Source organism: Streptomyces sp. NPDC007205, from assembly GCF_040634095.1.
Taxonomy (GTDB): Bacteria; Actinomycetota; Actinomycetes; order Streptomycetales; family Streptomycetaceae; genus Streptomyces.
Genome location: NZ_JBEYEW010000008.1, coordinates 26,215 through 51,378 on the forward strand (window position 1 = coordinate 26,215; position 25,164 = coordinate 51,378).

The following is a 25,164-nucleotide window of genomic DNA, read 5'->3' on the forward strand; positions in this document are numbered from 1 at the left end:
GATGTCCACCATCCCGAAGCCGTTCTCGGACGGCACGGAGATCTATCTCCCCGAGTTCCCCTATCTGCTGCCCGCTTGCAGCCACCCGCGGACGGACGACATCCGGCGGGAGTCGGACGCCTGGGTCCGCGACACCATGGGCTTCGCCATGGACGATCCCCGGGAGATGGACCTCCTCCTGGAGGAGACCGCCTCCCTGTGGACCTGTCTGGTGCTGCCCACCGCCCGCGAGGACCGGCTGCGCCACCTGTGCAAGTACACCGAGTACCTCTCGGTGTTCGACAACGCGATGGTCGACCGGGACAAGATCGGCAAGGATCCCGCCGCGGCCCAGGAGCTGTTCGTCCTGCTGGCGGGCATCCTCGATGAGCAGGCCGACGGCACCGAGATGTGGGGCTCGGTGCTCCAGGGCCTGTGGAAGGAGATGCGCGCGGACATGCCGCCCGCCGTGTGGGACCGTTTCCTCGCGGAGGTCCGGCGCTTCCTCGCCGGGTGCGTCCACGAGATCACCTCCCGCGCAGAGGACCGCGTCTTCGACTACGACACCTACATACAGGTCCGCAAGGACAGCGTCGGCATGGGCATGTACTTCGTGCTCGGCGAGTACGGGCTCGGCATCGACCTGACCGAGGACCTTGGGCGTCATGCGGAACTGCGCGAGATCATCGACATCGCGCTCGTGCACATCATGCTGACGAACGACATGTTCTCCTTCCGGGCCGAGGCGATGATGGACGACTACGTCAACGCACTCTCGGTGCTGCGGCTGAGCGAGGGACTCGGTCTCCAGGAGGGCGTGGACCGCCTGTTCGCCCTCATCGACGGCAAGCGGGCCGAGTTCATGAAGGCCAGGGCGGCCATCGAGGCGAGCGAACTGGGCCGGCGCGAGGACATCCGCGCCTATCTGGACGCGCTGTGGCACATGATGGCCGGCAACCTCCAGTGGTCGTACCTGACGTCCCGTTACAACGGGCCGGGGCACCGCTGGAACGGCGTGCGCTCCGGGATGCTCACCCTGCACCTGAACCGCACCGTCTACAGCGACCGCGCCTACTGCCGGCTGGCCGCTCCGGCCTCGGAGGCGCACGCGTGAGCGCCTCGTACACGACCGCCCCCGGCCGGGTGCCCGGAATCGGCCACGCGGTGGCGCTGATGCGCAGCCCGCTGCGCTTCCTGACCTCGCTGCGCACCCACGGCGACCTGGTCCGCGTGGACCTGGGCCCGATGCCCTCGCTGTTCGTGACCTCGCCGCCGCTGATCCACACCCTGCTCACGGACCGCAAGGACCTGCTCGACAAGGGCCGGTTCTACGACAAGGTCCGGCCGCTCACCGGCAACGGCGTGATCCACGCCTACGGCGACGAGCACCGCCGCCAGCAGGCCATGATCAAGCCCTCGTTCCACCGTGACGAGATCACCCGGTACGTCCAGGTGATGCGCGAGGTCACCGAGGAGAAGACCGCGCACTGGCAGGACGGCGCCGAGATCCCGGTGGACAAGGCCATGCGGGACATCACGTTCAACATCCTGGCCCGCACCATGTTCGGCTCGGTCGTGGACCGGGCGGCACACGAGGAACTGGCGGCCATCCTGCCCACCGTGCTCGAGGCCATCATGTGGCGGACGGTGTCGCCGGGCGACCTGCTGGAGAAGCTGCCGCTGCCCATGAACCGCCGCTTCGACGCGGCCTTCGCCCAGCTCCGCGACGCGATCAGCCGCGTCATGCTGGCCTACCGGCGGGGCGCCGCCGAACCCGGCCAGGCGGGCATGCTGTCCATGCTCCTGGCGGCCCGCGACCCGGAGACCGGCCGCGCGATGTCCGACGAGGAGCTGTGCAACCAGATCGTCTCGGTCACCATGGCCGGCTCGGAGACCGCCGCCACCGCCATGGCCTGGCTCTTCTACGAGCTGGCCCGGCACCCCGAGATCGAGGAGCGGGTGCGCGCGGAGGTCCTGGAGGTCGTCGGCGAGCGGGACTTCGAGATGGCCGACGTCGGCAACCTGCCGTACAACCGGCGGGTGCTGCAGGAGCTGATGCGGGTGCGGCAGCCGATCCTCGTCATCTCCCGGCGTGCCGTACGGGACTTCCCGCTGGGCGGCGGCCATGTGAAGGCCGGCACCGAGCTGTTCTACAGCCCGTACGCCGTGCACCGCGATCCGGATCTGTTCCCCGACCCGCTGCGCTTCGACCCGGACCGCTGGCTGGACCAGCCGGTCGCGAGTCTCCCCAAGGGCGCGTACACACCGTTCGGGGCGGGTCCCCGGCACTGCATCGGCGAGCAGTTCGCCTGGGCGATGATGCACGTGGTGCTGGGCACGATCGTCCGCCGCTGGCAGCTGACGCTCGCCGACGGAGTCAAGGTCAAGGAGATGCCGTGGGCCACGGTCAACCCCAACCACATGCCTATGACGGTTTCGCCGGTCCGGCGCCGGGAGCCGGTGCCTTGCCCGTGACCGTGCGCGTCACCGTCGACCAGGAGCGCTGCTGCGGCTCGGGCATGTGCGCGCTGAGCGCGCCCGAGGTCTTCGACCAGCGAGACACGGACGGCCGCGTGATCCTCTTGGAGCGTTTTGCGCCACCCGGCAGAGAACATTCGGTCAAGATCGCGTCCGACAACTGTCCATGCGAGGCGATTTCTGTGACGGACGTGGTAATGGACGGGCGCAAGGAGAAGGGTGAATGAAAGCGCTCACAGCTGCGATGTGATGCGGTCAGGATGGCTGAACTCTTGTGGTGGGCACCGGTGTTCGATTAGCCTGAGCTGACGGTATCGAGGTAGGGGGAACCCATTGCCGGTCAGTCTCACAGGTAGGACTCGGTTCGATTCCATACGTAATTCGGTCGATGTCATGGTCTGCGACAGTCATCCACACGCACGATTCGGATTGAAAATGCTGCTCACCCGGGATCCGCGTATTTCCGTGGTCGCGGAAGCCGCGGACGAGCGAGAGGCGGTGAATCGGGTCGCTGAATGTCGTCCCGATGTCGTCCTGTTGGAGGCGGGGCTGACCGAACTGGTCCAGGAGCTGGACCGGGCCGTCCCCAACCCTCCGGCCACCGTGGTCTACGGCATCGAGGCGATGGCCCCCGAGCGACTGGCCGACCTGGTCAGAGGCAATGTACGGGGAGTCGTCCACCGGGACGCGGCCAACGACGACGTCGTCCACGCCGTCCACGCGGTGGTGGACGACGGCGGCTTCGCCTCCCCCGAACTCACCACCTGTCTGCTCCAGGCCGTCCGAGCAGGGTGTACGCCGCCGGGGGTGGACCACCGCTTCCGGGACCTGCTCACCGAGCGCGAGAACGGCGTCCTCAGCCTGCTGTGCCAGGGGCTGTCCAACAGGGCCATCGCGACGGCCCTGTGCGTCACCGAGAAGACCGTCAAGTTCCATGTCTCCAACGTGCTCGCCAAGTCCGGTGTCAGCACGAGAGCCCAGCTCATCGCCGCCATGGGCTCCTTCACCACGCCCCACGGCCACTCCATCGGAGCCCGGGGCGCCTGACCCCTTCCCAGGGGTACGCAGCCTGGTCGATGGTCCAGGACCCAGCTCGGCGAGCCCGGCCCGGAGACGGGCTCGTGGACCTGGTTCTTGGGCCGAAGACACCGCGGGTGACGTCCGGAAATACTGAGGTCACGCGTTCCGTGAGAATTCTTGCCGAATCGATTCGGGACGCTGGTACACGGCATTTTGCTGGACGGATCCGATGGGAATGAGTGCTTGATGTCACGGCTGCGGTATCTGGATCCCAGCGAGGCTTATCACGCGTTTGTCGACTGGTCCGGTTCTTATTCGATAGCCGCCGTCGGCGCCCTGGACCCGGACCGGCTCATCCAGGCATTCACGGCACTGTGCCACGCGGTTCCGCTGCTGACCGGAAACCTCGGACGGGACGAGCACGGCTATTTCTTCGGGATTCCGCCCGGCCGGCTGCCCGACATCACCCTGCGGGAGACCGACGGCACACCCGAGGACGAGGAGGCCGTCTACCTGGCCGAGATGGCACGCCCCCTGGACTCCACCCAGGAATTGTGCCGGCTCGTCGTCGTGCGCTCCGAGCACAGCGCGCGCATCATCCTCGTCCTGCACCACAGCATGATCGACGGGCGCGGCGGTGTCACCCTGCTCGAGAAGCTGTGCCGCAACTACACCGCGCTCACCGAGGGCAGGACACCGCCCTACGCCACCCCCGCGGCCCCCGCCCAGCTGTCCGCCGAGACCCTGCTGAGGGACCGTCACACGGCCGGTGTCCTGGAGAGCGCCGTGGACCGGGACGCGCTGCGCGCGGCCCTGGCCGCCGCGCCCTCCCCCGAGCCGCTGCGAGTGGTGCCCCAGCGGCTGCGGCTCGACACCGAGGACACCGCCCTGCTGCGGGACGCGCTGCGCGCCGACTCCTTCTCGGTGCACGGCTTCGTGGCGGGCGCCGCGACCGTGGCCGTCCGCGACGGCCGGCCCGGCACGGAGGCCCTGGACCTGGTCTGCGGCTGCCCGGTGGACCTGCGCAACCGGACGGAACCACCGGTGACCGTCGAGGAGTCCACCAACTTCGTCAGCGGCGTCGAGACGGCCGTCCCCGTCCCGCGCGGCGCCGACCCGACCGAGGTCGGCCGGGTCATCAAGGAGCGGCTCGACAAGGCCATCGACGACGGCGAGGCCGAGCACGCCATCCTCCAGGCCGGCCAGTTCGCCGCCGCCGAACCCGTCTCCGTCGACCTGGTCGTCACGAACCTCGGCCCCATCCCAGAATTCACCGCGCCACGTGGTCTGCGCGTCACGGACTTCCGCGGCTACACCACGACCACCATGCACGGCCTGCTGCTGTTCGTCGTCACCTCGTACGGCGGCCGGCTCAGCATCGAGATCACCTCGCCCGAGGGCCTGCTCTCCACAGCGGAGCGCACGGCGCTCGCGGAACGCACCGCGGAACTGCTCCGCGCCCGCACCACAAACCAGGAGCGCGCATGACCCGGCAGGAAACCACGCCACCCCGTATCCCCACGGCACGAGCCCATCCGCTGGATCCCCCGCCGGAGCTGTCCGAGATGCGCGGGCGCTGCCCGGTGGCCCCGCTCACCTACGCCGACGGCCACGAGGGCTGGATCGTCACCAGTCACCAGCTGGCCCGGCAGGTGCTGTCCGACTCCCGGTTCAGCTCCAACCCGCGCCTCCGGCACTCCGCGGTGCACGACGTCCTGGGCGATGGCCAGCCGCCGGAGGAGGACGTGCCCGGCATGTTCGTCGGCATGGACCCGCCGGAGCACACCAAGTACCGGCGGCTGCTGACCGGCGAGCTGAGCACCCGCCGGATGCGGGAGATGGAACCGAAGATCGCCGCGGTCGCGCACGAGCTGATCGACCGGATGCAGGCGGACGGCGCGGACACCGCGGACCTCGTCAGCGGGTTCGCCATGCCGCTGCCGTCCCGGGTCATCTGCGATCTGCTTGGAATTCAGTACGCCGACTGGCAGGACATCCAGCCAGTCTCCGAGAAAATGCTGCGCATTGACTCCTCCGCCGAAGAGGTGAAGGACTGCTACCGCATTATCTTCGAATTCCTCGCGAATGTGGTGGCGCTCAAGCAGAAAGAGCCCGGCGACGATCTGCTGAGCGGGCTCGTGCAGTCGGCGGAACTCTCCGAGGTGGAACTCGCCAGTGTGGCGTTCCAGCTTTTCACCGCGGGCCACGAGACCACCGCGAACATGTTCTCGCTGGGTACCTACACGCTGCTGACCCACCCGGAACAGCTCGCCGCCCTGCGCGCCGACGCAGGCCTGATGAACAGCGCCATCGAGGAACTCCTGCGCTATCTGACCGTCATCCAGTTCGGCATCTCGCGCGGCGCTGCCGAGGACGTGGAGCTGGGCGGGCGGACCGTGCGCGCCGGGCAGACCGTCACCGTGTCGCTGCCCGCCGCCAACCGGGACCCCGAGCGGTTCACGGAGCCGGACCGCTTCGACCTCACGCGCGTGCCCTCCGGCAACCTGGCCTTCGGTTTCGGCGTGCACCAGTGCGTGGCCCAGCAACTGGCGCGCGCCGAGCTGCGGATCGGCTTCCAGGTGCTGCTCGACCGGCTGCCCGGGCTGCGTCTGACGGTCCCGGCGGACCAGGTGCGGATGCGGGACGGAGCCATCGTCTACGGCTGCCAGGAACTGCCGGTCGCGTGGTAGCGGCATGGCGCGCGGGGCCAACCGATGCCCGCCCCGCGCGCCGTGCGAAAGGCCCACCCGCTCAGCGGGCCGGCAGTCGCAGGCCGCCGTCGAGCCGGATCGTCTCGCCGTTGATCATGGGGTTGCGGAGGATGTGGAGCACCAGCTCCGCGAACTCCTCCGCCCCTCCCCACCTGCGCGGATGAGGTACCAGCCCGGCCAGCTCGGCCTTCTTGTCGGCGGGCAGGACATCGGCCGCCGGGGTGTCGAACAGTCCCGGGGCCACGGTGACCACCCGGATCAGCAACGGCCCGAGATCCCGGGCCAGCGGCAGGGTCATCCCGGCCACCCCGGCCTTGGAGGCGGCGTAGGCGGCCTGCCCGGTCTGGCCGTCGAACGCGGCGATGGAGGCGGTGTTGACGATGACTCCGCGTTCCCCGGAGACCGGCTCGTTGGCCGCCATCGCGTCGGCGGCCAGGCGGACGACGTTGAAGGTGCCGAGGAGGTTGGCCTCGATCACCTCCATGAAGTCCTTCAGGGAGTGCGGACCGGAGCGGCTCACCACCCGCGCCGCGTGCGCGCGGCCCGCGCAGTTCACCACGGTCCGCAGCGCCCCCTGGTCCACGGCGGCCTCGACGGCGCGCTCCACATCGCCCTCGACAACGACGTCGCCGGGCACGAACACCGCCTCGCCACCCAGCAGCGCTACCGCCTCCTCACCCCGCTCCCGTGAGCGGCCGAGCAGCACGAGCCGCATTCCGTCCTCCCGCAGCCGCTGCGCGGTCGCGAGACCCAAACCCGAGGTTCCGCCGGTGATGAGAGCAACGGCACGAGACATGAGGACCTTTCCTGGAAACGGAGCCGAAAACACGGAGCCGAAAACACGGAGCCGAAAACACGGAGCCGAAAACGCGGCAGGATTATTCAATCGTGAGTGACCGGGCAATACAAGGCAAGTCTTTCTGGAAAGGGGTGTGCGGACGGTGTGGAACACAGCTCCGGTATCCGTGGGGATTCGGTCGGTAGGGCGTTTTGTGCCCGACCTCGAGATATCGAACGAGGAAGTCGTCGCCCGTTTCGACACCAGTGACGAATGGATTCGGACCAAGCTGGGCATCACCGCGCGCCGGGTGGCCCGGCCCGGTCAGCTGACCTCCGACCTCGCGGTCGAGGCGCTCCAGGACGCCTGCGCCCGCGCGAACATCGCCCCGGAGACCATCGATCTCGTCATCTGCTGCACCGGCACCCCGGACCACATGCTGCCGGCGATGGCCGCGGCCGTGCTGCGCAAGGCGGGCCTCTTCGACATCAGAGGGTTCGACGTGAACGCCGGCGGCTGTGCGGGGGGCGTCTTCGCGCTCGACGTCGGCGTGAAGTACATCCGCTCCGGGGAGTACAGCCGGGTCGCCGTCGTCATCGCCGACACCGTCGCCCAGTGCCTGGACCCGGAGGACCGCACCGGGCACGCCATCTTCGGCGACGGCGCGGGCTGTTACCTGCTGGAAGCGTGCCGGGACGGGCAGGGCGTCGGGCCCACGCTCATGCGCACCAAACCGGAGCTGTACTACACGGCTTTCACGGAGCGTCAGGATCCGCCCGAGGGCCTGCCCAACCGCTTCAGCGGCCCCAACTACATGCGTATGGACGGCGCAGGAGTGCGCGGCTTCGCGCTGGACGTCATCCCGGACTTCGCCGAACAGGTCGTCAAGGCGGCCGGGACCACGCTGGACGACGTCGACCTGATCATCTCCCACCAGGCCAACCCGACGCTGCTGCGCCGGCTGATCCGCGAACTCGGCCAGCCGGAGAGCAAGGCCGTCATCGTGGCGGACCGGCTCGGCAACACCAGCGGGTCCAGTGTGATCCTGGCCCTGTGGGAAGCCGTCGAGTCGGGCCGGCTGCGCCCCGGCGACGAGGTCCTGCTGGTGTCCTTCGGCTCGGGGATGAGCTACGGCGGCACGGTGCTGCGCTGGTGCGGGCCGGAGGACTTCGGCGCCGGGCGCAGGGACGCCGCGTGAGCCGGCCGGGACGCTCGGGTCAGGATGAGGTCACCCTCGTCACGGGCGCCTCGCGGGGCATCGGGCGGGCCGTGGCCGGCACGCTCGCCCGCCGCGGCGGCCATGTGGTGATCAACTACAAGCAGGACGACGAGGCCGCGCGCAGCGCCCTGCGGGAGGTGGAGAAGGCGGGAGGACACGGCAGCCTCTGCCGGGCCGACGTGGAGGAGCCCGAGCAGATCGCGGAGCTGTTCGCCTACGTGGAGGAACGGTACGGCAGGCTCGACCACCTCGTCGCCAACGCGGCGGCGGGCCCCGCGAAGACCGTCGAGCAGGTGGAACTGCGCCACCTCGCGCGCAGCCACGCCATGAACTCCCAGTCCTTCGTGGTCGCCGCGCAGCATGCGGTCCGGCTCATGGACCGCGGGGGACGGATCGTGGCCGTCTCGTCGCTGGCCGCCGGGCGCGCCATCCCCGGATACGCGGCCATCGGCGCGCAGAAGGCAGCCCTGGAGGCCTGGGCCCGCTACTTCGCGGCCGAGCTGGCACCCCAGGGCGTCAACGTCAACGTGGTGACCGGCGGGATGATCACGACGGACTCCCTGGGCCACTACCTCAGGGCCACGGGCCTGACCGCCGACGACATCGTCCCGCACATCCCCAAGGGCCGCCCCGGCTCCCCCCAGGAGGTCGCCGACGCCGTCGACTTCCTGCTGTCGCCCGCCGCCGAGTACATCACGGGCCAGAACCTGGTGGTCGACGGCGGCCTGAGCATCACGGCCCCGTTCTGCGGGCACCCGGGCTGAGCTCCGGCGACCGGGCCGGCCGGACGGGCCGGCCCGATCGCCGAGGAGTCTGGAGCGCAGGGGGTTACGGCAGCGCAGGCGGTTACGGCAGCGCCAGCATCCGCTCGAGCGCCAGCTTGGCGAACGCCTCCGTCTCCTGGTCGACCTCGATCCGGTTGACCAGGTTGCCCTCGGCCAGGGACTCCAGGGCCCAGACCAGGTGGGGGAGGTCGATGCGGTTCATGGTGGAGCAGAAGCAGACCGTCTTGTCGAGGAAGACGATCTCCTTGCCCTCGGGCGCGAAACGGTTCGCCAGGCGGCGCACCAGGTTCAGCTCGGTGCCGATGGCCCACTTGGAGCCGGCCGGGGCCGCCTCAAGGGCCTTGATGATGTACTCGGTCGAGCCGACGTAGTCCGCCGCGGCCACGACCTCGTGCTTGCACTCGGGGTGGACGAGGACGTTCACGCCGGGGATGCGCTCGCGGACGTCGTTCACCGAGTCGAGGCTGAAGCGGCCGTGGACCGAGCAGTGGCCCCGCCACAGGATCATCTTCGCCGCGCGCAGCTCGTCCGCCGTCAGGCCGCCGTTCGGCTTGTGCGGGTTGTAGACCACGCAGTCGTCCAGGGACATGCCCATGTCCCGGACGGCGGTGTTGCGGCCCAGGTGCTGGTCCGGCAGGAACAGCACCTTCTCGCCCTGCTCGAAGGCCCAGTCCAGCGCCCGCTTGGCGTTCGAGGAGGTGCAGATGGTGCCGCCGTGCTTGCCGGTGAACGCCTTGATGTCCGCGGAGGAGTTCATGTACGACACGGGGACCACCTGCTCGGCGATCCCGGCCTCCGTCAGCACGTCCCAGCACTCCGCCACCTGCTCGGCCGTCGCCATGTCGGCCATGGAGCAGCCGGCGGCGAGGTCGGGCAGGACGACCTTCTGGTCGTCGGAGGTGAGGATGTCCGCCGACTCGGCCATGAAGTGCACACCGCAGAAGACGATGTACTCGGCCTCCGGGCGCGCGGCCGCGTCCCGGGCCAGCTTGAAGGAGTCACCCGTCACGTCGGCGAACTGGATGACCTCGTCGCGCTGGTAGTGGTGGCCGAGCACGAAGACCTTGTCGCCGAGCTTCTCCTTGGCCGCGCGGGCGCGCTCGACCAGGTCGGGGTCGGACGGCGACGGCAGGTCACCGGGGCACTCGACGCCCCGCTCGCTCTTCGGGTCGGCCTCACGGCCGAGCAGCAGCAGGGCGAGCGGAGTCGGCTGCACGTCGAGCTCCGGGGTCTGGGCGGTGGTCACCACACGCACCCTTTCTACTTTTCGTCTAACTGACGCTATCTATCATAACTGGTTCACGTCAGTTTGACGATGGCCATAGCGTCGATGTGACGTGAATCCTGTTCGGCTACCCGCCCCGTCCCTCCACAGGCCGCTGCCGGCGCCCAGGGGCATGTGCGAGCATGAAGACAGAAGGAAAAAAGCGACAACGCGACTGCCCGGCCCGGAATGAATCCGCGGAAGCGCCGGTTGCACTCGTCGGCAAGCAGTCTCCGTACAACCCGGGAGAGATGTAGATGTCCGTATCGGACGAGACCACCACCGTCACCGACGGCATCATCCTGACCGACGCCGCCGCGGCCAAGGTCAAGGCCCTGCTCGACCAGGAAGGCCGTGACGACCTCGCGCTGCGTGTCGCCGTCCAGCCCGGCGGCTGCTCCGGCCTGCGCTACCAGCTCTTCTTCGACGAGCGCTCGCTCGACGGTGACGTCGAGAAGGACTTCGGCGGGGTCAAGGTCGTCACGGACCGCATGAGCGCTCCGTACCTGGGCGGCGCCACCGTCGACTTCGTGGACACGATCGAGAAGCAGGGCTTCACGATCGACAACCCGAACGCGACCGGCTCCTGCGCCTGCGGCGACTCCTTCAGCTGAGCCGACGGATCCGGCCTGACGGCATGAGAAAGGCGGCGGCCCCCTGCGAGGGGGCCGCCGCCTTCGTCCTGACCCGTCCGACGACCGTCACTCCCCTCCCCGCAGCCCGCCCGGCTTGCCCTGCGGAACACGGCCGCCGTCGTCACCGACCACCGTCCGCCCGTCCAGCGGCGCAGCCAGCCGCACGGTCTTCACGTACTCCTTGGCGATCAGCACGCACACCTTGTCCGGCCACGGCCGCTCGGTGACGGTCACGGTCACCTGCTTGCCGCTCTCGCGTGCCGACGCCTTGTAGTCCGCGCACACCCCGCCGTAGAAACTCACGGTCAGTGCCCGGCCCTCGGCCGTATAGCCGGTCACCCTGACGTTCCGGGGCGCCCGGGACGGCGCCGGCGCCGACGGGGCGGCCGTGGACGCCAGATACCGCGGATCGACCGCCGGATACGAAACCGTGGACACGCCCTGGCCCGCCGGCCCCCGCACCTCGAACAGCCAGGACGGCACCAGCGTCTGCCGCCCGGCGACGGAGTGCGAGGCCAGCCCGAAGACCGCCTTGTCCACCGTGACCGTGCCGGTGCCCGCATCCGCTCCCTGCTTCGGCGCCCCCGTGGACGCCCCGCAGGGCTGCTCCAGCCGGTCCTTCAGCGGCATCGGGCGGGTACAGCCGCCGATCCCCATCCGGTGGCCGCCCTTCGGAGCCGCGTCCATCAGCTTCAGCGTCTTCGCGGCGCTCAGCACGGGGTACGTGTCGCCCTTCACCGGAGCCCCGAGCAGCCCGTGGCCGCCGACCAGCTCGCCCTGCCGGTCCACGGTCAGGCCGGTCGTCCAGCCGTACGTGGGCAGCCCGCCGACCACCGGATCGGCGTTGACCACCCGCTGGGCGCCCATGACCTGGCTCGCGTCGATCTTCGCGTCGTCCAGACCGGCCGCCTTCAGCACCGGCGCGGCGGTCTCGGCCGCCTTCGCCACGCTCACCGGGGCGCCGGCGGGACCCATCGGATCGTGCGCGCAGAGCGGGCCCTTCCTGCAGTCGTCGGTGCCCGGCGCATACCGGCTGTAGCTCCAGCTGCCCGGCGCGTCCCGGTTCACCGTCAGGCTCGGCCCGGAGCCGTCCTTGCCGCCGACCCGCCAGATCCGGCCCTCGGCCACCGGAGCGCCGTCGACGCCGAGCGCCTTGGCCAGCCGGGCCACCGCGTCCGTGCCGACCTCGTCCTTCGGCACGTACACCGGCGCGGAGCCGGGACCGGCCGGCAGCTCACCCCGGGCCACGTACGTCGCCCCGTACGGGTTCGGCTCGCCCGGCGCGATACCGGCCGTGCCGCTCCGGCCGTCCAGGGCGAGCGGCGGGGGAGGGGCACCGTCGCCGGCCGTACGGCCTCCGGTGTCACTGCCTGACGCGAGATAGGCGCCGCCGCCGCCGACCAGCAGCACGGCGGCGGCGACGGAGACGACGGCGATCCGTGACCGCCGCCGCCCGGCACGCCCGCCGTCCGTGCCGTCGCTCTCCGGGCCACCAGCGCCACCAGCGCCGTCAGTACCAACGCCGACAACGCCGACAACGCCGACAACGCCGACAACGCCGACAACGTCGTCCGCGTCGTCCGCGGCCGTGATCGCCGGTTCGGGCTTCCCCGAGTCCTCGGGCCCCTCAGCGCCCTCCTGGCTCCCGGCGTCCTCGACGCTCTCGGCCCGCTCGGAGCCCTCGGGTTGCTCGCGGTTCTCGGGTCGCTCGGTGTTCACCGCATCGCTCCTCGCTGGTCGTATCCCGCATCCCCCGCCTGGGGGACGGCGATGGGACGCGCGAGGGGAGCGTGCGGTTCCCTCCGGAATGCGCCTGCGGAATGCGCCCGCGCGTCAGTCGCCGTAGTCCGACATCGCGTCCAGCAGCCGCGCGGACCGGGCCGGCACCTTCACCCCATGGATCAGGGACGGCGGCACCGGCCGGGACTCGGCGTGCTCGGGAACCGTCCAGTGCGGAGCCATCCGGGCGCAGTCACCGCGCAGCGCTGCGAGGTCGCCCTCGAGGTCGGCCGGGGCGGCGGAGCGGAACTTGAGGTTCGTCATGACGGCACCGTAGGCCTGCTCCGCGCCGTGAAGAAAGATCTACTATCGGGTAGTTTCGCCTGCTGCAGCCCCGGCGGCCGACCGGGTAGCGTGAACTGTCAATCCAGCCTCCCGCAGGAGAATCCCCGTCGTGCGCATCGCAGTCACCGGCTCCATCGCCACCGACCACCTCATGACCTTCCCCGGCCGGTTCGCCGACCAGTTCGTCGCGGACCAGCTGCACACGGTTTCGCTCTCCTTCCTGGTCGACAACCTCGACGTGCGCCGCGGCGGTGTCGCCGCGAACATCGCCTTCGGGATGGGCCAGCTCGGCACCGAGCCGATCCTGGTCGGGGCCGCCGGCTTCGACTTCGACGAGTACCGGGCCTGGCTCGACCGGCACGGCGTGGACACCGACTCGGTCCGGATCTCCGAGACCCTGCACACCGCCCGCTTCGTGTGCACCACCGACGCCGACCACAACCAGATCGGCTCCTTCTACACCGGTGCGATGAGCGAGGCCCGCCTCATCGAGCTGAAGACCGTCGCCGACCGCGTGGGCGGCCTCGACCTGGTCCTCATCGGCGCCGACGACCCGGAGGCGATGCTCCGCCACACCGAGGAGTGCCGCTCCCGCGCGATCCCCTTCGCCGCCGACTTCTCCCAGCAGATCGCCCGGATGGCGGGCGAGGAGATCCGGATACTGCTGGACGGCGCGACGTACCTGTTCTCCAACGAGTACGAGAAGGGCCTCATCGAGTCCAAGACGGGCTGGAACGACGCCGAGATCCTGGCCAAGGTCGGCCACCGCGTCACCACGCTCGGCTCGCGGGGCGTGCGCATCGAGCGGGTCGGCGAGGACCCGATCGAGGTCGGCTGCCCGGAGGAGGAGCGCAAGGCCGATCCCACGGGTGTCGGCGACGCCTTCCGCGCGGGGTTCCTGTCGGGGCTGGCCTGGGGTGTCTCGCTGGAGCGGGCGGCGCAGGTCGGCTGCATGCTGGCGACTCTCGTCATCGAGACGGTGGGCACGCAGGAGTACCGGCTGCTCCGCGGGCACTTCATGGAGCGCTTCACCAAGGCGTACGGGGACGAGGCCGCGGCGGAGGTCCAGGCTCACCTCGGCTGAGGCCCGGTCCGGCCACCCGCGCCCCTTCGGGACGCTCAGCTCACCCTGCGCACGACATACGCCGTACCCCCCTGTGCCGGTTCCTCTCCGACGTACTCCTGCCCCCGCATCTCGCACCACGCCGGGATGTCCAGGCGGGCCGCCTCGTCGTCGGAGAGGACCCGTACGGTCCCCCCGACCGGCACCTGTGCGAACACCTTGGCCAGCTCGATGACCGGGATCGGACAGCGCTTGCCGAGGGAGTCGACAACCAGTTCCTCGGCCTGCACGGCCGTCTCGGGTGCCGGTGCGCCCAGTTTCTCCCGGACCCCCGCCACCGCCCCCGGCAGCACCGTCAGGAACCGCTCCACGTCCTCCTCGGCCGCCCCCACCGGCAGGGACACCCGTACGTTCCCCTCGCTCAGCACCCCCATCGCCTTCAGCACATGGCTGGGCGTCAGGGTGCTGCTCGTGCAGGACGAACCGGAGGAGACCGAGAAGCCCTCCCGGTCCAGCTCGTGCAGCAGCGCCTCGCCGTCGGCGTAGAGGCAGGAGAAGGTGACGATTCCCGGCAGCCGCCGCTCGGCGTCGCCGACGACCTCCACATCCGGTACGGCCTCCGGCACCCGTGCCCGGATCCGCTCCGTCAGCTCCCGCAGCCGTACCGCCTCCTGGGCCGCCTCCGCCCGTACCGCCCGCAGGGAGGCCACGGCCGCCACGATCGCCGGGAGGTTCTCGAACCCGGGTGCCCGCCCCGACTCCCGTTCGTCATGGGGGCCTTGGGCGGCGAACCGCACCCCCTTGCGCACGACGAGGAGCCCGACCCCGGACGGCCCGCCCCACTTGTGCGCGCTGGCCGTCAGCAGCGACCAGGCACCTGGGACGGGCCCCCAGCCCAGCGACTGCGCCGCGTCCACCAGCAGCGGCACCCCGGCGGCCCGGCACACCTCGGCCACCTCGGCGACCGGCTGCACGGTGCCGACTTCGTGGTTGGCCGACTGCAGACACGCCAGCGCGGTGTCCTCCCGCAGGGCGGCCGCGTAGGCCGACGGGTCCACGACTCCGGCCCGGTCCACCGCCACCTGGGTCACCGTCCCCCCGTCCGCCTCGAACACCTCCGCCGAATGGAGGACGGAGGAGTGTTCGACGGACGACACGATCAGGTGGCGCCCGACCCGCCGCCGCCCGGCCAACGCCCCCGCGACACCCGTATGTACGGCTCGGGTCCCGGAGGAGGTGAACACCACCTCGTCGGCCCGGCAGCCGACGGCCTCCGCAGCCGCCTCCCGCGAGGCGTCCAGCAGCATCCGCGCCCTGCGTCCCTCCCGGTAGAGCCGGGCCGGATCCGCCCATCCCTCATCCAGAGAGGCCAACAAGGCCTGACGGGCCACGGGATGGAGGGGAGTGGCGGAAGCAGCGTCAAAGTAGGCCATACGGCAACGCTAGACCGCCGGTCGGGGCAGTGCCCCGAAGGGGCGCCGGACCGTATCGATTGCGGCTCCGTCGCGGGGCGCGACCAGCCATGATGGCCCCGCAGCCGCCAATCAAGCGAACCACCCGAGTCAGTAGGCACCCCTCCCCGCGAACCCTCGGAGAGGGTGGGCTAGGGTTTGGTCCGCATAAACATCCAAACCCCTGCCCGACGCAGGGCGGCGACCGACCAGCGAGAAGGCCGCAGCCGACCGCGCGGGCGAGACTCTCGGGAAGGCGCTACGTGAGTCCCAACGGCTCCGACCGCTCGCCGCGGCGCCCGATGCGGCGGAAGCTGCTGCAGGCACTGACCGCGGGCCTGGTCCTGGCGACCGCAACCGGTTGCACATACAAGGACTTCCCCCGCCTTGGCATGCCCACCCCGACCACGGAAGAGGCTCCGCGGATCCTCTCCCTGTGGCAGGGCTCCTGGGCTGCCGCGCTCGCCGTCGGCGTGCTGGTGTGGGGCCTGATCCTGTGGAGCGCCATGTTCCACCGGCGCAGCCGCACCAAGGTCGAGGTACCTCCGCAGACCCGGTACAACATGCCGATCGAGGCCCTGTACACGGTGGTCCCGATCATCATCATCTCGGTGCTCTTCTACTTCACGGCCCGGGACGAGTCCAAGCTCCTGGACCTCTCCAAGAAGCCCGATGTCACGGTCAACGTGGTCGGCTTCCAGTGGAGCTGGGGCTTCAACTACGTCGAGAACGTCCCGGGTGTCTCCGGCGACGCCAAGACCGACAAGAACCTGGACGCCATTCCGGACCGGTTCAAGAAGGACTTCCCGGCGAACGCCGGCGGTGTCTACGACGTCGGTACCCCGGGCACGCGGAACCCGGAGACGAACAACCCCGGTCCGACGCTCTGGCTGCCCAAGGGCAAGACGGTCCGCTTCGTCCTGACCTCTCGTGACGTCATCCACTCCTTCTGGGTGGTGCCGTTCCTGATGAAGCAGGACGTCATCCCGGGCCACACCAATGCCTTCCAGGTGACCCCCAACCACGAGGGCACCTTCCTCGGCAAGTGTGCTGAGCTCTGCGGCGTCGACCACTCCCGGATGCTGTTCAACGTGAAGGTCGTCTCCCCGGCGGCATACGAGCAGCACCTCAAGGACCTCGCCAAGAAGGGGCAGACCGGTTACATTCCCGCCGGCATCGCGCAGACGAGCCACGAGAAGAACCGGGAGACGAACAACCTGTGAGCATCCTCAACGAACCCCAGGGTGCCGCGGCAGCTGAAGGCTATGCCGACGAGCTGCCGGTCAGGCGCAAGCAGCCCGGCAATCTCGTGGTTAAGTGGCTGACGACCACCGACCACAAGACGATCGGCACGCTCTATCTGGTCACGTCGTTCGCGTTCTTCCTGATCGGCGGCGTGATGGCGCTGCTGATGCGCGCCGAGCTGGCCAGGCCGGGCCTGCAGATCATGACGAACGAGCAGTTCAACCAGGCGTTCACGATGCACGGCACGATCATGCTGCTGATGTTCGCGACGCCGCTGTTCGCCGGCTTCACGAACTGGATCATGCCGCTGCAGATCGGCGCGCCGGACGTGGCGTTCCCGCGGCTGAACATGTTCGCCTACTGGCTGTACCTGTTCGGCTCGACCATCGCGGTGGGCGGCTTCCTCACCCCGCAGGGTGCGGCCGACTTCGGCTGGTTCGCCTACTCCCCGCTGTCGGACGCGGTCCGCAGCCCGGGCATCGGCGCCGACATGTGGATCATGGGTCTGGCCTTCTCCGGCTTCGGCACGATCCTCGGTGCGGTCAACTTCATCACCACGATCATCTGCATGCGCGCCCCGGGCATGACCATGTTCCGCATGCCGGTGTTCACCTGGAACGTGCTGCTGACCGGTGTGCTGGTCCTGCTGGCCTTCCCGGTCCTGGCGGCCGCGCTGTTCGCCCTGGAGGCGGACCGCAAGTTCGGTGCGCACGTCTTCGACCCGGCCAACGGCGGAGCGCTGCTGTGGCAGCACCTGTTCTGGTTCTTCGGCCATCCCGAGGTGTACATCATCGCGTTGCCGTTCTTCGGCATCATCAGTGAGGTCATCCCGGTCTTCAGCCGCCGGCCGATCTTCGGTTACATGAACCTGATCGCGGCGACCATCGCGATCGCCGGTCTGTCCGTGACGGTGTGGGCCCACCACATGTACGTCACCGGTGGTGTGCTGCTGCCCTTCTTCTCCTTCATGACGTTCCTGATCGCCGTCCCGACCGGTGTGAAGATCTTCAACTGGATCGCCACCATGTGGAAGGGCTCGCTGTCCTTCGAGACGCCGATGCTCTGGGCCCTCGGCTTCCTGATCACCTTCACGTTCGGTGGTCTGACCGGTGTCATCCTGGCCTCGCCGCCGATGGACTTCCACGTCTCCGACTCGTACTTCGTGGTGGCCCACTTCCACTACGTGGTCTTCGGTACGGTCGTCTTCGCCATGTTCTCCGGCTTCCACTTCTGGTGGCCGAAGATGACCGGCAAGATGCTGGACGAGCGGCTCGGCAAGATCACCTTCTGGACGCTGTTCATCGGCTTCCACGGCACCTTCCTGGTCCAGCACTGGCTGGGTGCCGAGGGCATGCCGCGTCGTTACGCCGACTACCTGGCGGCCGACGGCTTCACCACCCTGAACACGATCTCGACGATCAGCTCGTTCCTGCTCGGCCTGTCGATCCTGCCGTTCCTCTACAACGTCTGGAAGACGGCCAAGTACGGCAAGCCGGTGAACGTCGACGACCCGTGGGGCTACGGCCGTTCGCTGGAGTGGGCGACGTCCTGCCCGCCCCCGCGGCACAACTTCGTCACCCTGCCGCGGGTCCGCAGCGAATCCCCGGCGTTCGACCTGCACCACCCTGAGGTCGCCGCGCTCGAGCAGCTCGAGCACGCCGGTCACGGCACCGCCATCGCGGGCAGCAAGGAGGCCGGCAAGTGAAGATCCAGGGTCGGATGTTCATCTGGCTGAGCGTCTTCATCCTGATCATGGCCATCGTGTATGGCGTGTGGTCGAAGGAGCCGGCCGGTACCACCGCACTCTTCCTGGCCTTCGGCCTGAGCGTCATGATCGGCTTCTACCTGGGCTTCACCGCCCGGCGGGTCGACGCGGGCGCCCAGGACGACAAGGAGGCGGACGTCGCGGACGACGCGGGCGAGCTGGGCTTCTTCAGCCCGCACAGCTGGCAGCCGCTCATGCTGGGCTTCGGCGGTGCGATCGCCTTCCTCAGCATCGCGGTCGGCTGGTGGCTGATCTACTTCTCGGCCCCGTTCATCGTGATCGGCCTGTTCGGCTGGGTGTTCGAGTACTACCACGGTGAGAATCGCACCCAGTAGCACACGAGAGCGCACACCGGAAGCCCGGACACTCCATCAGGAGGGTCCGGGCTTCCGGCGTCTGCCGTAGTGTCGATGACTCGTACGGATTACCTGCCGCGCCAGTGGGGTCGGCGTCTCATAGCGTGATCATATGAACCACACTCCGCGGACCCGCACCGTCGTCAGCTGCACCCTGCTGGTGACCGTCCTCGGCGCGGGCTTCATTGCCTGCGGTTCGGACGGCAACCCCCTGTCGGCCAAGCCGTACGACGCAGCGGACCTGATCTCCTTCAACGGCCCCGCCGACGCGGGCAAGCGGGCCGACCCGGACAAGCCCCTCGAGGTCACCGTGGACGACGAGGGGCGCATCACCGACGTCACCGCCCAGGACTCCACAGGGCGCTATGTGACGGGCGAACTCGCCGCCGACGGCAGTCGCTGGCACAGCACCTCCCCGCTGGCCGCCAACGCCCACTACACGGTCACGGTGAGCACCGAGGACGACGACGGCGCGCCGGGCCGCAAGGTCTACACGTTCGACACCAGCAAGCCCAGCGGCAAGAAGCGTCTGAACGTCACCTTCGGACCGGACGCGGGTCAGTACGGCGTGGGACAGCCCATCACCGCCCAACTCGACCAGGAGGTCAGGGACAAGGCGCAGCGGGCCGTCGTGGAGCGCGCCCTGAGGGTGGACTCCACGCCGGCCGTGCCGGGCTCCTGGTACTGGGTGAGCAACAAGGAGCTCCACTACCGCCCCAAGGAGTACTGGCCCACCCATGCCGTCATCCAGGTGCACAGCAACCTGGACGGCGTCCGGATCAGCGACCGGCTGTGGGGCGGCAGGTCCAAGCCGCTGAGGATCACCATCGGGGAGAGGATCGAGGCCGTCACGGACGCCTCGGCGCACCAGCTGACGTTCTACGAGAACGGCAAGGTGATCAACCAGGTGCCCGTCACCACCGGCAAGCCCGGCTACGAGACCCGCAACGGCGTCAAGGTCGTCCTGGAAAAGCAGTACTTCGTACGGATGCGCGGTGTCACCGTCGGCATCGCCGAGGGCAGTTCCGACTCGTACGACCTGCCGGTCTACTACGCCACCCGGGTCACCTGGTCGGGCGAGTACGTCCACGCCGCACCCTGGTCCGTGGGCTCACAGGGCTACGCCAACGTCAGCCACGGCTGCACGGGGATGAGCACCGGCAACGCCGAGTGGTTCTTCGACCACATCCACGAGGGCGACATCGTCAGGGTCGTCAACTCCAACGGCGACCCGATGGAACCCTTCGGCAACGGCTTCGGCGACTGGAACGTCGACTGGAAGAAGTGGCGCACGGGCTCGGCCCTGAACACCGACCAGCCGGAGGGCCCGACCCCGGCGGACACGGTACGCCTCCGGCCGACGGCGCTGTGATGCACGGGCGCGGGGCTGCGTCTGACCTGCGGCTGGCGCCGCGTGGACGCGAAGAGGAACCACCGGCCCGCACTCGCGCACGCACCCCGCGTCCCGAGCCCCTAGGCGCCCACCAACCGCTTCTGACGCAGCAGAGAGGCAAGAGCCGAGGCGAACTCCACCGGATCCACCGGCAAGGTGACCGCCGCATCGGCCCGGCTCCACGTGGCCAGCCACGCATCCTGCGGCCGCCCCATCAGCAGCAGCACCGGCGGGCAGTTGAAGACCTCGTCCTTGATCTGCCGGCACACCCCCATGCCGCCCATCGGCACGGCCTCGCCGTCCAGCACACACACATCGATGCCCCCGTGGCCCAGCTCGCGCAGCACCGCCTCGGGCGTCGCACACTCCACGAACTCGACCAGGGGGACGTCAGGAGCCGGCCTGCGGCCGGAGGCCAGCCGTACTTGCTCGCGGGTGGTGGAGTCGTCGCTGTAGACCAGCACCGTGGCGGTCGGCTGCATTGTTCCTCCGGGACGTCAGCGTCGTACGGACGGACGGACAGGGCCGTTCGGGGCGGAGCTTACTCCCGTCGAAGTCCCCGTGAACACCACGTCAACGCCGGTTCGGCGGGGGGCAACACTCCGAACGGCACCCCCCGGAGTGAGGGCGGGATAAGCGACCGACATAATGTCGGTCGTGGCGACAGCAACGACAGTAGAAACCGGGCACGCGCACCCGTCGGTCAACCGGCCGAACCTCACCAGCGTCGGAACCATCATCTGGCTGAGTTCCGAGCTGATGTTCTTCGCGGCCCTCTTCGCGATGTACTTCACCCTCCGGTCGGTGACCGGACCGGATCACTGGAAGGAGATGGCGCACGCGCTGAACGTGCCCTTCTCCGCGACGAACACCACGATCCTGGTGCTCTCCTCCCTCACCTGCCAGCTCGGCGTGTTCGCGGCCGAGCGCGGCGATGTGAAGAAGCTCCGTGGCTGGTTCATCCTCACCTTCATCATGGGTGCGATCTTCATCGGCGGTCAGATCTACGAGTACACGAGCCTGGTGAAGGACGAGGGCATCTCGCTCTCCTCCGACCCGTACGGCTCGGTGTTCTACCTGACCACCGGCTTCCACGGCCTGCACGTGACGGGCGGCCTCATCGCCTTCCTGCTGGTCCTCGGCCGCACGTACATGGCCAAGAGGTTCACCCACGAGCAGGCGACCGCCGCCATCGTCGTGTCCTACTACTGGCACTTCGTCGATGTGGTCTGGATCGGCCTCTTCGCCACGATCTACCTGATCAAGTAGCGGGACCGGCTCCCGCACATCCAGAAGCACCGACGCAGAAGATCCTGACACCGGGGTAATCCGTGAAAAAGCTCTCCGTACGACGACGCCATCCGCTGGCGGCGGTCGTCGTCCTACTCCTCGCGCTGGCGGCCACTGGGGGGCTGTATGCCGCGTTCGCACCCGCGGGCAAGGCACAGGCCGATGATTCCGCCCAGTCCCTGACCATCAAGGAGGGCAAGAAGCTCTACGAGGTCGGCTGCGCCAGCTGCCACGGCACCGGTGGCCAGGGCTCCTCCGACGGGCCCAGCCTGGTCGGCGTGGGCGCCGCGGCCGTGGACTTCCAGGTCGGCACCGGCCGTATGCCCGCCGCCACCTCGCAGGGCGCCCAGGTCCCGCGCAAGAAGGTCGTCTACAACCAGACGCAGACCGACCAGCTCGCCGCGTACATCGCCTCGCTGGGCGCCGGCCCGAACGTGCCCACCAAGGACCAGTACGGCCCGGCCGGCGCGGACATCGCCAAGGGTGGCGAGCTGTTCCGCACCAACTGCGCGCAGTGCCACAACTTCACCGGCAAGGGCGGTGCCCTGACCAAGGGCAAGTTCGCGCCGACCCTCGAGGGCGTCGACCCCAAGCACATCTACGAGGCCATGCAGACCGGCCCGCAGAACATGCCGTCCTTCCCCGACACCACGCTGACGGAGAAGAACAAGAAGGACATCATCGCGTACCTGCACGCGGTCGACAGCAGCGATACGACGAACCCCGGCGGTCTCGAGCTGGGCGGCCTCGGGCCGGTCAGTGAGGGTCTGTTCGCCTGGATCTTCGGTCTCGGCGCGCTGATCGCCGTCGCCGTCTGGGTCGCCGCTCGGACCGCAAAGGCCAAGAAGTCATGAGTAGCCAAGACATTCCAGAAGAGAACCTGCCCGCTGAGCAGGACCACGCGCACGGCGCGGTAGGGATCGCGGACGAGGAGAACCCGTTCGCGGACCCGGGGCTGCCGCCTCACGAGCACCGGATCCAGGACATCGACGAGCGGGCCGCCAGGCGGTCCGAGCGCATGGTCGCCCTGCTGTTCACGGTGTCGATGCTCGCCACCATCGGCTTCATCGCCGCGTACTTCGCGGTCCCGCACGACAAGTCGATCTTCGTCTTCCCGATCGGGCACGTCAACGCGCTGAACTTCGCGCTGGGTCTGACCCTCGGCGCGGCGCTGTTCTGCATCGGCGCGGGCGCGGTCCACTGGGCCCGCACCCTGATGTCCGACGTGGAGGTCGCCGACGAGCGGCACCCGATCGAGGCCTCGCCCGAGGTCCGCGCGAAGGTCCACGCGGACTTCCGCCAGGGTGCCAAGGAGTCGGCCCTCGGCCGCCGCAAGCTGATCCGCAACACCATGTTCGGCGCGATGGCCCTGATGCCGCTCTCCGCCGTCATGCTGCTCGGCGGCCTGGGCCCGAAGCCCGGCACGATGCTCCGGCACACCCTGTGGGCCAAGGGCAAGCGCCTGATCAACATGAACACCAACCAGCCGCTGCGCCCCGAGGACGTCGCCGTCGGCTCCCTCACCTTCGCCAAGCCCGACGGCCTGGAGGAGACCGATGAGGAGTTCCAGAACGAGATCGCCAAGGCGGCCCTGATGATCGTCCGGCTGCAGCCGGGCAACATCAAGGACAAGCGCGAGCTCGACTGGTCGCACGAAGGCATCGTCGCCTTCTCCAAGATCTGCACCCACGTCGGCTGCCCGATCTCGCTGTACGAGCAGCAGACGCACCACGTGCTGTGCCCGTGCCACCAGTCCACCTTCGACCTCTCCGACGGTGCCCGAGTGATCTTCGGCCCCGCCGGCCACGCCCTGCCGCAGCTGCGTATCGGCGTGGACAGTGAGGGTTACCTCCAGGCGCTCGGCGACTTCGAGGAGCCCGTCGGTCCTGCATTCTGGGAGCGCGGATGAGTACTGCAGCGAACGACACGAATTCATCTGCCGCCGGCGCGGCGGGCCGCTCTCGCGGGAAGGCACCGGCCGGCGAGCGGATCGCCGACTGGGCCGACGGCCGGCTCGGGATCTACTCCCTGGCCAAGGCCAACATGCGCAAGATCTTCCCCGACCACTGGTCGTTCATGCTGGGCGAAGTGTGCATGTACAGCTTCATCATCATCATCCTGACGGGTGTCTATCTGACGCTGTTCTTCCACCCGTCGATGAACGAGGTGGAGTACCACGGCAGCTATGTCCCGCTCCAGGGGCAGCTGATGTCCGAGGCGTTCAACTCGACCCTGCACATCTCCTTCGACGTGCGCGGTGGTCTGCTCGTCCGGCAGATCCACCACTGGGCCGCGCTGATCTTCCTCGCCGGCATGTTCGTGCACATGATGCGCGTGTTCTTCACCGGCGCCTTCCGCAAGCCGCGTGAGATCAACTGGCTGTTCGGCTTCCTGCTGTTCGTCCTCGGCATGTTCACCGGCTTCACCGGTTACTCGCTCCCGGACGACCTGCTCTCCGGCACCGGTGTGCGCTTCACCGAGGGCGCGATCCTGTCGATGCCGATCGTCGGCACGTACATCTCGATGTTCCTCTTCGGCGGCGAGTTCCCCGGCCACGACTTCGTCGCCCGGTTCTACTCGATCCACATCCTGCTGCTGCCGGGCATCATGCTCGGCCTGATGGTGGCGCACCTGATCCTGGTCTTCTACCACAAGCACACGCAGTTCGCGGGCCCCGGAAAGAGCGAGAAGAACGTCGTCGGCATGCCGCTGCTGCCGGTCTACATGGCCAAGGCCGGAGGCTTCTTCTTCCTGGTCTTCGGTGTCATCGCGGCCATCGCGGCGGTCGCCCAGATCAACCCGATCTGGGCCATGGGCCCCTACCGCCCGGACCAGGTGTCCACCGGCGCCCAGCCCGACTGGTACATGGGCTTCGCCGAGGGTCTGGTCCGCTACATGCCGGGCTGGGAGATCAACTTCTGGGGTCACACGCTGGTCCTGGGTGTGTTCATCCCGCTGGTGCTCTTTGGCCTCGTCCTGGCGGCGATCGCGGTCTACCCGTTCATCGAGTCCTGGGTCACCGGCGACAAGAGCGAGCACCACATCCTGGACCGCCCGCGCAACGCCCCGACCCGTACCGCGTTCGGTGTCGCCTGGGTGACGGTCTACATGATCGGCCTGGTCGGCGGTGGCAACGACCTGTGGGCCACCCACTTCCACCTGTCGATCAACGCCGTCACCTGGTTCGTCCGGATCGGCTTCTTCGTCGGACCGGTCGTCGCGTTCATCGCCACCAAGCGGATCTGCCTCGGCCTGCAGCGCCGCGACCGCGACAAGGTGCTGCACGGCCGCGAGACCGGCATCATCAAGCGCCTGCCGCACGGTGAGTTCATCGAGGTGCACGAGCCGCTCAGCCAGGAGCAGCTGCACACCCTCACGGCTCACCACCAGTACGCGCCGGCCGAGATCGGCCCGACGGTCGACGAGAACGGTGTCGAGCGCAAGGTGCCGGCCTCGGAGAAGCTCCGGGCGAAGCTGTCCAACGCCTACTACGGCGAGGACAACCAGATCCCGAAGCCGACCGTCGAGGAGTACAAGGAGATCGCGAGCGGCCACGGCCACCACTGATCCCCGCGTCGCCACGCCACGCTGAAGGGCCCCGTCCGGGTTACGGACGGGGCCCTTCGCCGTGTCCGCGGCTGGATAGGGTGGGATCACACTGTTCTCAC

Annotated in this window: 24 protein-coding genes; 18 read left to right on the forward strand and 6 right to left on the reverse strand. The window is 68.9% G+C overall.

Going from position 1 to position 25,164, the window contains the following annotated elements; translation table 11 throughout:
• Window position 1 precedes the first annotated feature (1 nt).
• From ABZ624_RS15810 to ABZ624_RS15835, 6 genes are all read left to right on the forward strand, one after another.
• Window positions 2–1,093 (forward strand): terpene synthase family protein, encoded by a 1,092-nt coding sequence (locus tag ABZ624_RS15810; RefSeq protein ID WP_360087922.1) that lies wholly within the window; start codon window positions 2–4, stop codon window positions 1,091–1,093.
• Window positions 1,090–2,454, forward strand: coding sequence for a cytochrome P450 (locus ABZ624_RS15815; protein WP_360087925.1), 1,365 nt, complete (start codon window positions 1,090–1,092; stop codon window positions 2,452–2,454). The genes ABZ624_RS15810 and ABZ624_RS15815 overlap by 4 nt, the downstream gene beginning before the upstream one ends.
• Before the next feature lie 2 nt (window positions 2,455–2,456).
• Window positions 2,457–2,684: a ferredoxin gene (locus ABZ624_RS15820; protein WP_360088578.1), complete on the forward strand. Its 228-nt coding sequence runs from the start codon at window positions 2,457–2,459 to the stop codon at window positions 2,682–2,684.
• A 208-nt stretch (window positions 2,685–2,892) separates the two neighbouring features.
• A complete protein-coding gene (locus ABZ624_RS15825) occupies window positions 2,893–3,504 on the forward strand; it encodes a response regulator transcription factor (RefSeq protein WP_360087928.1) in 612 nt (203 codons plus the stop codon).
• Window positions 3,505–3,723: 219 nt separating this feature from the next.
• Window positions 3,724–4,965, forward strand: coding sequence for a hypothetical protein (locus tag ABZ624_RS15830; protein WP_360087931.1), 1,242 nt, complete (start codon window positions 3,724–3,726; stop codon window positions 4,963–4,965).
• The gene (locus ABZ624_RS15835) at window positions 4,962–6,167 is read left to right on the forward strand and encodes a cytochrome P450 (RefSeq protein ID WP_360087934.1); all 1,206 of its coding nucleotides are present in this window, start codon (window positions 4,962–4,964) and stop codon (window positions 6,165–6,167) included. The genes ABZ624_RS15830 and ABZ624_RS15835 overlap by 4 nt, the downstream gene beginning before the upstream one ends.
• A gap of 61 nt (window positions 6,168–6,228) precedes the next feature.
• Here the strand turns inward: ABZ624_RS15835 and ABZ624_RS15840 are convergent, their stop codons facing one another.
• On the reverse strand, window positions 6,229–6,984 hold the full coding sequence (locus tag ABZ624_RS15840) for an SDR family NAD(P)-dependent oxidoreductase (RefSeq protein ID WP_360087937.1): 756 nt from the start codon (window positions 6,982–6,984) through the stop codon (window positions 6,229–6,231).
• Between the two features lie 169 nt (window positions 6,985–7,153).
• Between ABZ624_RS15840 and ABZ624_RS15845 the strand changes: the two genes are divergently transcribed.
• Window positions 7,154–8,164, forward strand: coding sequence for a ketoacyl-ACP synthase III (locus tag ABZ624_RS15845; protein ID WP_360087940.1), 1,011 nt, complete (start codon window positions 7,154–7,156; stop codon window positions 8,162–8,164).
• Window positions 8,161–8,949 carry an SDR family oxidoreductase gene (locus ABZ624_RS15850; RefSeq protein WP_360087943.1) on the forward strand — a complete coding sequence of 263 codons (789 nt, stop codon included), beginning with the start codon at window positions 8,161–8,163 and terminating at the stop codon, window positions 8,947–8,949. The genes ABZ624_RS15845 and ABZ624_RS15850 overlap by 4 nt, the downstream gene beginning before the upstream one ends.
• Window positions 8,950–9,031: 82 nt before the next feature.
• Here the strand turns inward: ABZ624_RS15850 and nadA are convergent, their stop codons facing one another.
• Window positions 9,032–10,216: a quinolinate synthase NadA gene (gene nadA, locus ABZ624_RS15855; protein ID WP_360087946.1), complete on the reverse strand. Its 1,185-nt coding sequence runs from the start codon at window positions 10,214–10,216 to the stop codon at window positions 9,032–9,034.
• A 275-nt stretch (window positions 10,217–10,491) separates the two neighbouring features.
• On the opposite strand from nadA, the gene ABZ624_RS15860 reads away from it, so the two are divergent.
• A complete protein-coding gene (locus tag ABZ624_RS15860; RefSeq protein WP_023551351.1) occupies window positions 10,492–10,848 on the forward strand; it encodes an iron-sulfur cluster assembly accessory protein in 357 nt (118 codons plus the stop codon).
• Window positions 10,849–10,935: 87 nt separating this feature from the next.
• Here ABZ624_RS15860 and ABZ624_RS15865 read toward each other — a convergent pair whose 3' ends face one another.
• Both ABZ624_RS15865 and ABZ624_RS15870 read right to left on the reverse strand, forming a co-directional pair.
• Window positions 10,936–12,588 carry a hypothetical protein gene (locus tag ABZ624_RS15865; protein WP_360087949.1) on the reverse strand — a complete coding sequence of 551 codons (1,653 nt, stop codon included), beginning with the start codon at window positions 12,586–12,588 and terminating at the stop codon, window positions 10,936–10,938.
• Between the two features lie 114 nt (window positions 12,589–12,702).
• On the reverse strand, window positions 12,703–12,912 hold the full coding sequence (locus tag ABZ624_RS15870) for a hypothetical protein (protein ID WP_360087952.1): 210 nt from the start codon (window positions 12,910–12,912) through the stop codon (window positions 12,703–12,705).
• Window positions 12,913–13,042: 130 nt separating this feature from the next.
• Between ABZ624_RS15870 and ABZ624_RS15875 the strand changes: the two genes are divergently transcribed.
• Window positions 13,043–14,017, forward strand: coding sequence for a carbohydrate kinase family protein (locus ABZ624_RS15875; protein WP_360087955.1), 975 nt, complete (start codon window positions 13,043–13,045; stop codon window positions 14,015–14,017).
• A gap of 35 nt (window positions 14,018–14,052) precedes the next feature.
• Here ABZ624_RS15875 and ABZ624_RS15880 read toward each other — a convergent pair whose 3' ends face one another.
• Complete coding sequence (locus tag ABZ624_RS15880; protein ID WP_360087958.1) at window positions 14,053–15,429, reverse strand: aminotransferase class V-fold PLP-dependent enzyme; 1,377 nt, start codon at window positions 15,427–15,429, stop codon at window positions 14,053–14,055.
• A 281-nt stretch (window positions 15,430–15,710) separates the two neighbouring features.
• Between ABZ624_RS15880 and coxB the strand changes: the two genes are divergently transcribed.
• The 4 genes from coxB (at window position 15,711) to ABZ624_RS15900 (ending at window position 20,185) form a co-directional block, all read left to right on the forward strand.
• Window positions 15,711–16,670: a cytochrome c oxidase subunit II gene (coxB, locus tag ABZ624_RS15885; protein ID WP_360087961.1), complete on the forward strand. Its 960-nt coding sequence runs from the start codon at window positions 15,711–15,713 to the stop codon at window positions 16,668–16,670.
• The gene (gene ctaD / locus ABZ624_RS15890; protein ID WP_360087964.1) at window positions 16,667–18,397 is read left to right on the forward strand and encodes a cytochrome c oxidase subunit I; all 1,731 of its coding nucleotides are present in this window, start codon (window positions 16,667–16,669) and stop codon (window positions 18,395–18,397) included. The genes coxB and ctaD overlap by 4 nt, the downstream gene beginning before the upstream one ends.
• Entirely contained in the window at window positions 18,394–18,792 is a 399-nt protein-coding gene (locus ABZ624_RS15895; RefSeq protein ID WP_031166647.1) for a cytochrome c oxidase subunit 4, read from the forward strand. The genes ctaD and ABZ624_RS15895 overlap by 4 nt, the downstream gene beginning before the upstream one ends.
• A gap of 133 nt (window positions 18,793–18,925) precedes the next feature.
• Window positions 18,926–20,185 (forward strand): Ig-like domain-containing protein, encoded by a 1,260-nt coding sequence (locus tag ABZ624_RS15900; protein WP_360087966.1) that lies wholly within the window; start codon window positions 18,926–18,928, stop codon window positions 20,183–20,185.
• Between the two features lie 101 nt (window positions 20,186–20,286).
• On the opposite strand, the gene ABZ624_RS15905 is transcribed toward ABZ624_RS15900, so the two are convergent.
• Window positions 20,287–20,688 (reverse strand): hypothetical protein, encoded by a 402-nt coding sequence (locus ABZ624_RS15905; RefSeq protein WP_360087969.1) that lies wholly within the window; start codon window positions 20,686–20,688, stop codon window positions 20,287–20,289.
• A 166-nt stretch (window positions 20,689–20,854) separates the two neighbouring features.
• Here ABZ624_RS15905 and ABZ624_RS15910 point away from each other — a divergent pair, with 166 nt between their 5' ends.
• The 4 genes from ABZ624_RS15910 to ABZ624_RS15925 all read left to right on the forward strand — a co-directional run bounded on the left by ABZ624_RS15910 (window position 20,855) and on the right by ABZ624_RS15925 (window position 25,063).
• The gene (locus ABZ624_RS15910) at window positions 20,855–21,475 is read left to right on the forward strand and encodes a heme-copper oxidase subunit III (RefSeq protein ID WP_360087972.1); all 621 of its coding nucleotides are present in this window, start codon (window positions 20,855–20,857) and stop codon (window positions 21,473–21,475) included.
• Window positions 21,476–21,537: 62 nt separating this feature from the next.
• Complete coding sequence (locus ABZ624_RS15915) at window positions 21,538–22,350, forward strand: c-type cytochrome (RefSeq protein WP_360087975.1); 813 nt, start codon at window positions 21,538–21,540, stop codon at window positions 22,348–22,350.
• Window positions 22,347–23,405, forward strand: coding sequence for a Rieske 2Fe-2S domain-containing protein (locus ABZ624_RS15920; RefSeq protein ID WP_360087978.1), 1,059 nt, complete (start codon window positions 22,347–22,349; stop codon window positions 23,403–23,405). The genes ABZ624_RS15915 and ABZ624_RS15920 overlap by 4 nt, the downstream gene beginning before the upstream one ends.
• Window positions 23,402–25,063, forward strand: a complete 1,662-nt coding sequence (locus ABZ624_RS15925; protein ID WP_360087981.1) for a cytochrome bc complex cytochrome b subunit — start codon at window positions 23,402–23,404, stop codon at window positions 25,061–25,063. Before ABZ624_RS15920 ends, ABZ624_RS15925 begins: the two co-directional genes overlap by 4 nt.
• Window positions 25,064–25,164: the final 101 nt, after the last annotated feature.

Excerpts from the sequence above, each read along its gene's own strand:
- ABZ624_RS15810 (WP_360087922.1), top strand. The coding sequence starts at position 2 with ATGTCCACCATCCCGAAGCCGTTCTCGGACGGCACGGAGATCTATCTC.
- ABZ624_RS15825 (WP_360087928.1), top strand. The coding sequence starts at position 2,893 with ATGCTGCTCACCCGGGATCCGCGTATTTCCGTGGTCGCGGAAGCCGCG.
- ABZ624_RS15830 (WP_360087931.1), top strand. The coding sequence starts at position 3,724 with ATGTCACGGCTGCGGTATCTGGATCCCAGCGAGGCTTATCACGCGTTT.
- ABZ624_RS15835 (WP_360087934.1), top strand. The coding sequence starts at position 4,962 with ATGACCCGGCAGGAAACCACGCCACCCCGTATCCCCACGGCACGAGCC.
- ABZ624_RS15840 (WP_360087937.1), bottom strand. The coding sequence starts at position 6,984 with ATGTCTCGTGCCGTTGCTCTCATCACCGGCGGAACCTCGGGTTTGGGT.
- ABZ624_RS15860 (WP_023551351.1), top strand. The coding sequence starts at position 10,492 with ATGTCCGTATCGGACGAGACCACCACCGTCACCGACGGCATCATCCTG.
- ABZ624_RS15870 (WP_360087952.1), bottom strand. The coding sequence starts at position 12,912 with ATGACGAACCTCAAGTTCCGCTCCGCCGCCCCGGCCGACCTCGAGGGC.
- ABZ624_RS15880 (WP_360087958.1), bottom strand. The coding sequence starts at position 15,429 with ATGGCCTACTTTGACGCTGCTTCCGCCACTCCCCTCCATCCCGTGGCC.
- ABZ624_RS15900 (WP_360087966.1), top strand. The coding sequence starts at position 18,926 with ATGAACCACACTCCGCGGACCCGCACCGTCGTCAGCTGCACCCTGCTG.
- ABZ624_RS15905 (WP_360087969.1), bottom strand. The coding sequence starts at position 20,688 with ATGCAGCCGACCGCCACGGTGCTGGTCTACAGCGACGACTCCACCACC.
- ABZ624_RS15910 (WP_360087972.1), top strand. The coding sequence starts at position 20,855 with ATGTCGGTCGTGGCGACAGCAACGACAGTAGAAACCGGGCACGCGCAC.
- ABZ624_RS15920 (WP_360087978.1), top strand. The coding sequence starts at position 22,347 with ATGAGTAGCCAAGACATTCCAGAAGAGAACCTGCCCGCTGAGCAGGAC.
- ABZ624_RS15925 (WP_360087981.1), top strand. The coding sequence starts at position 23,402 with ATGAGTACTGCAGCGAACGACACGAATTCATCTGCCGCCGGCGCGGCG.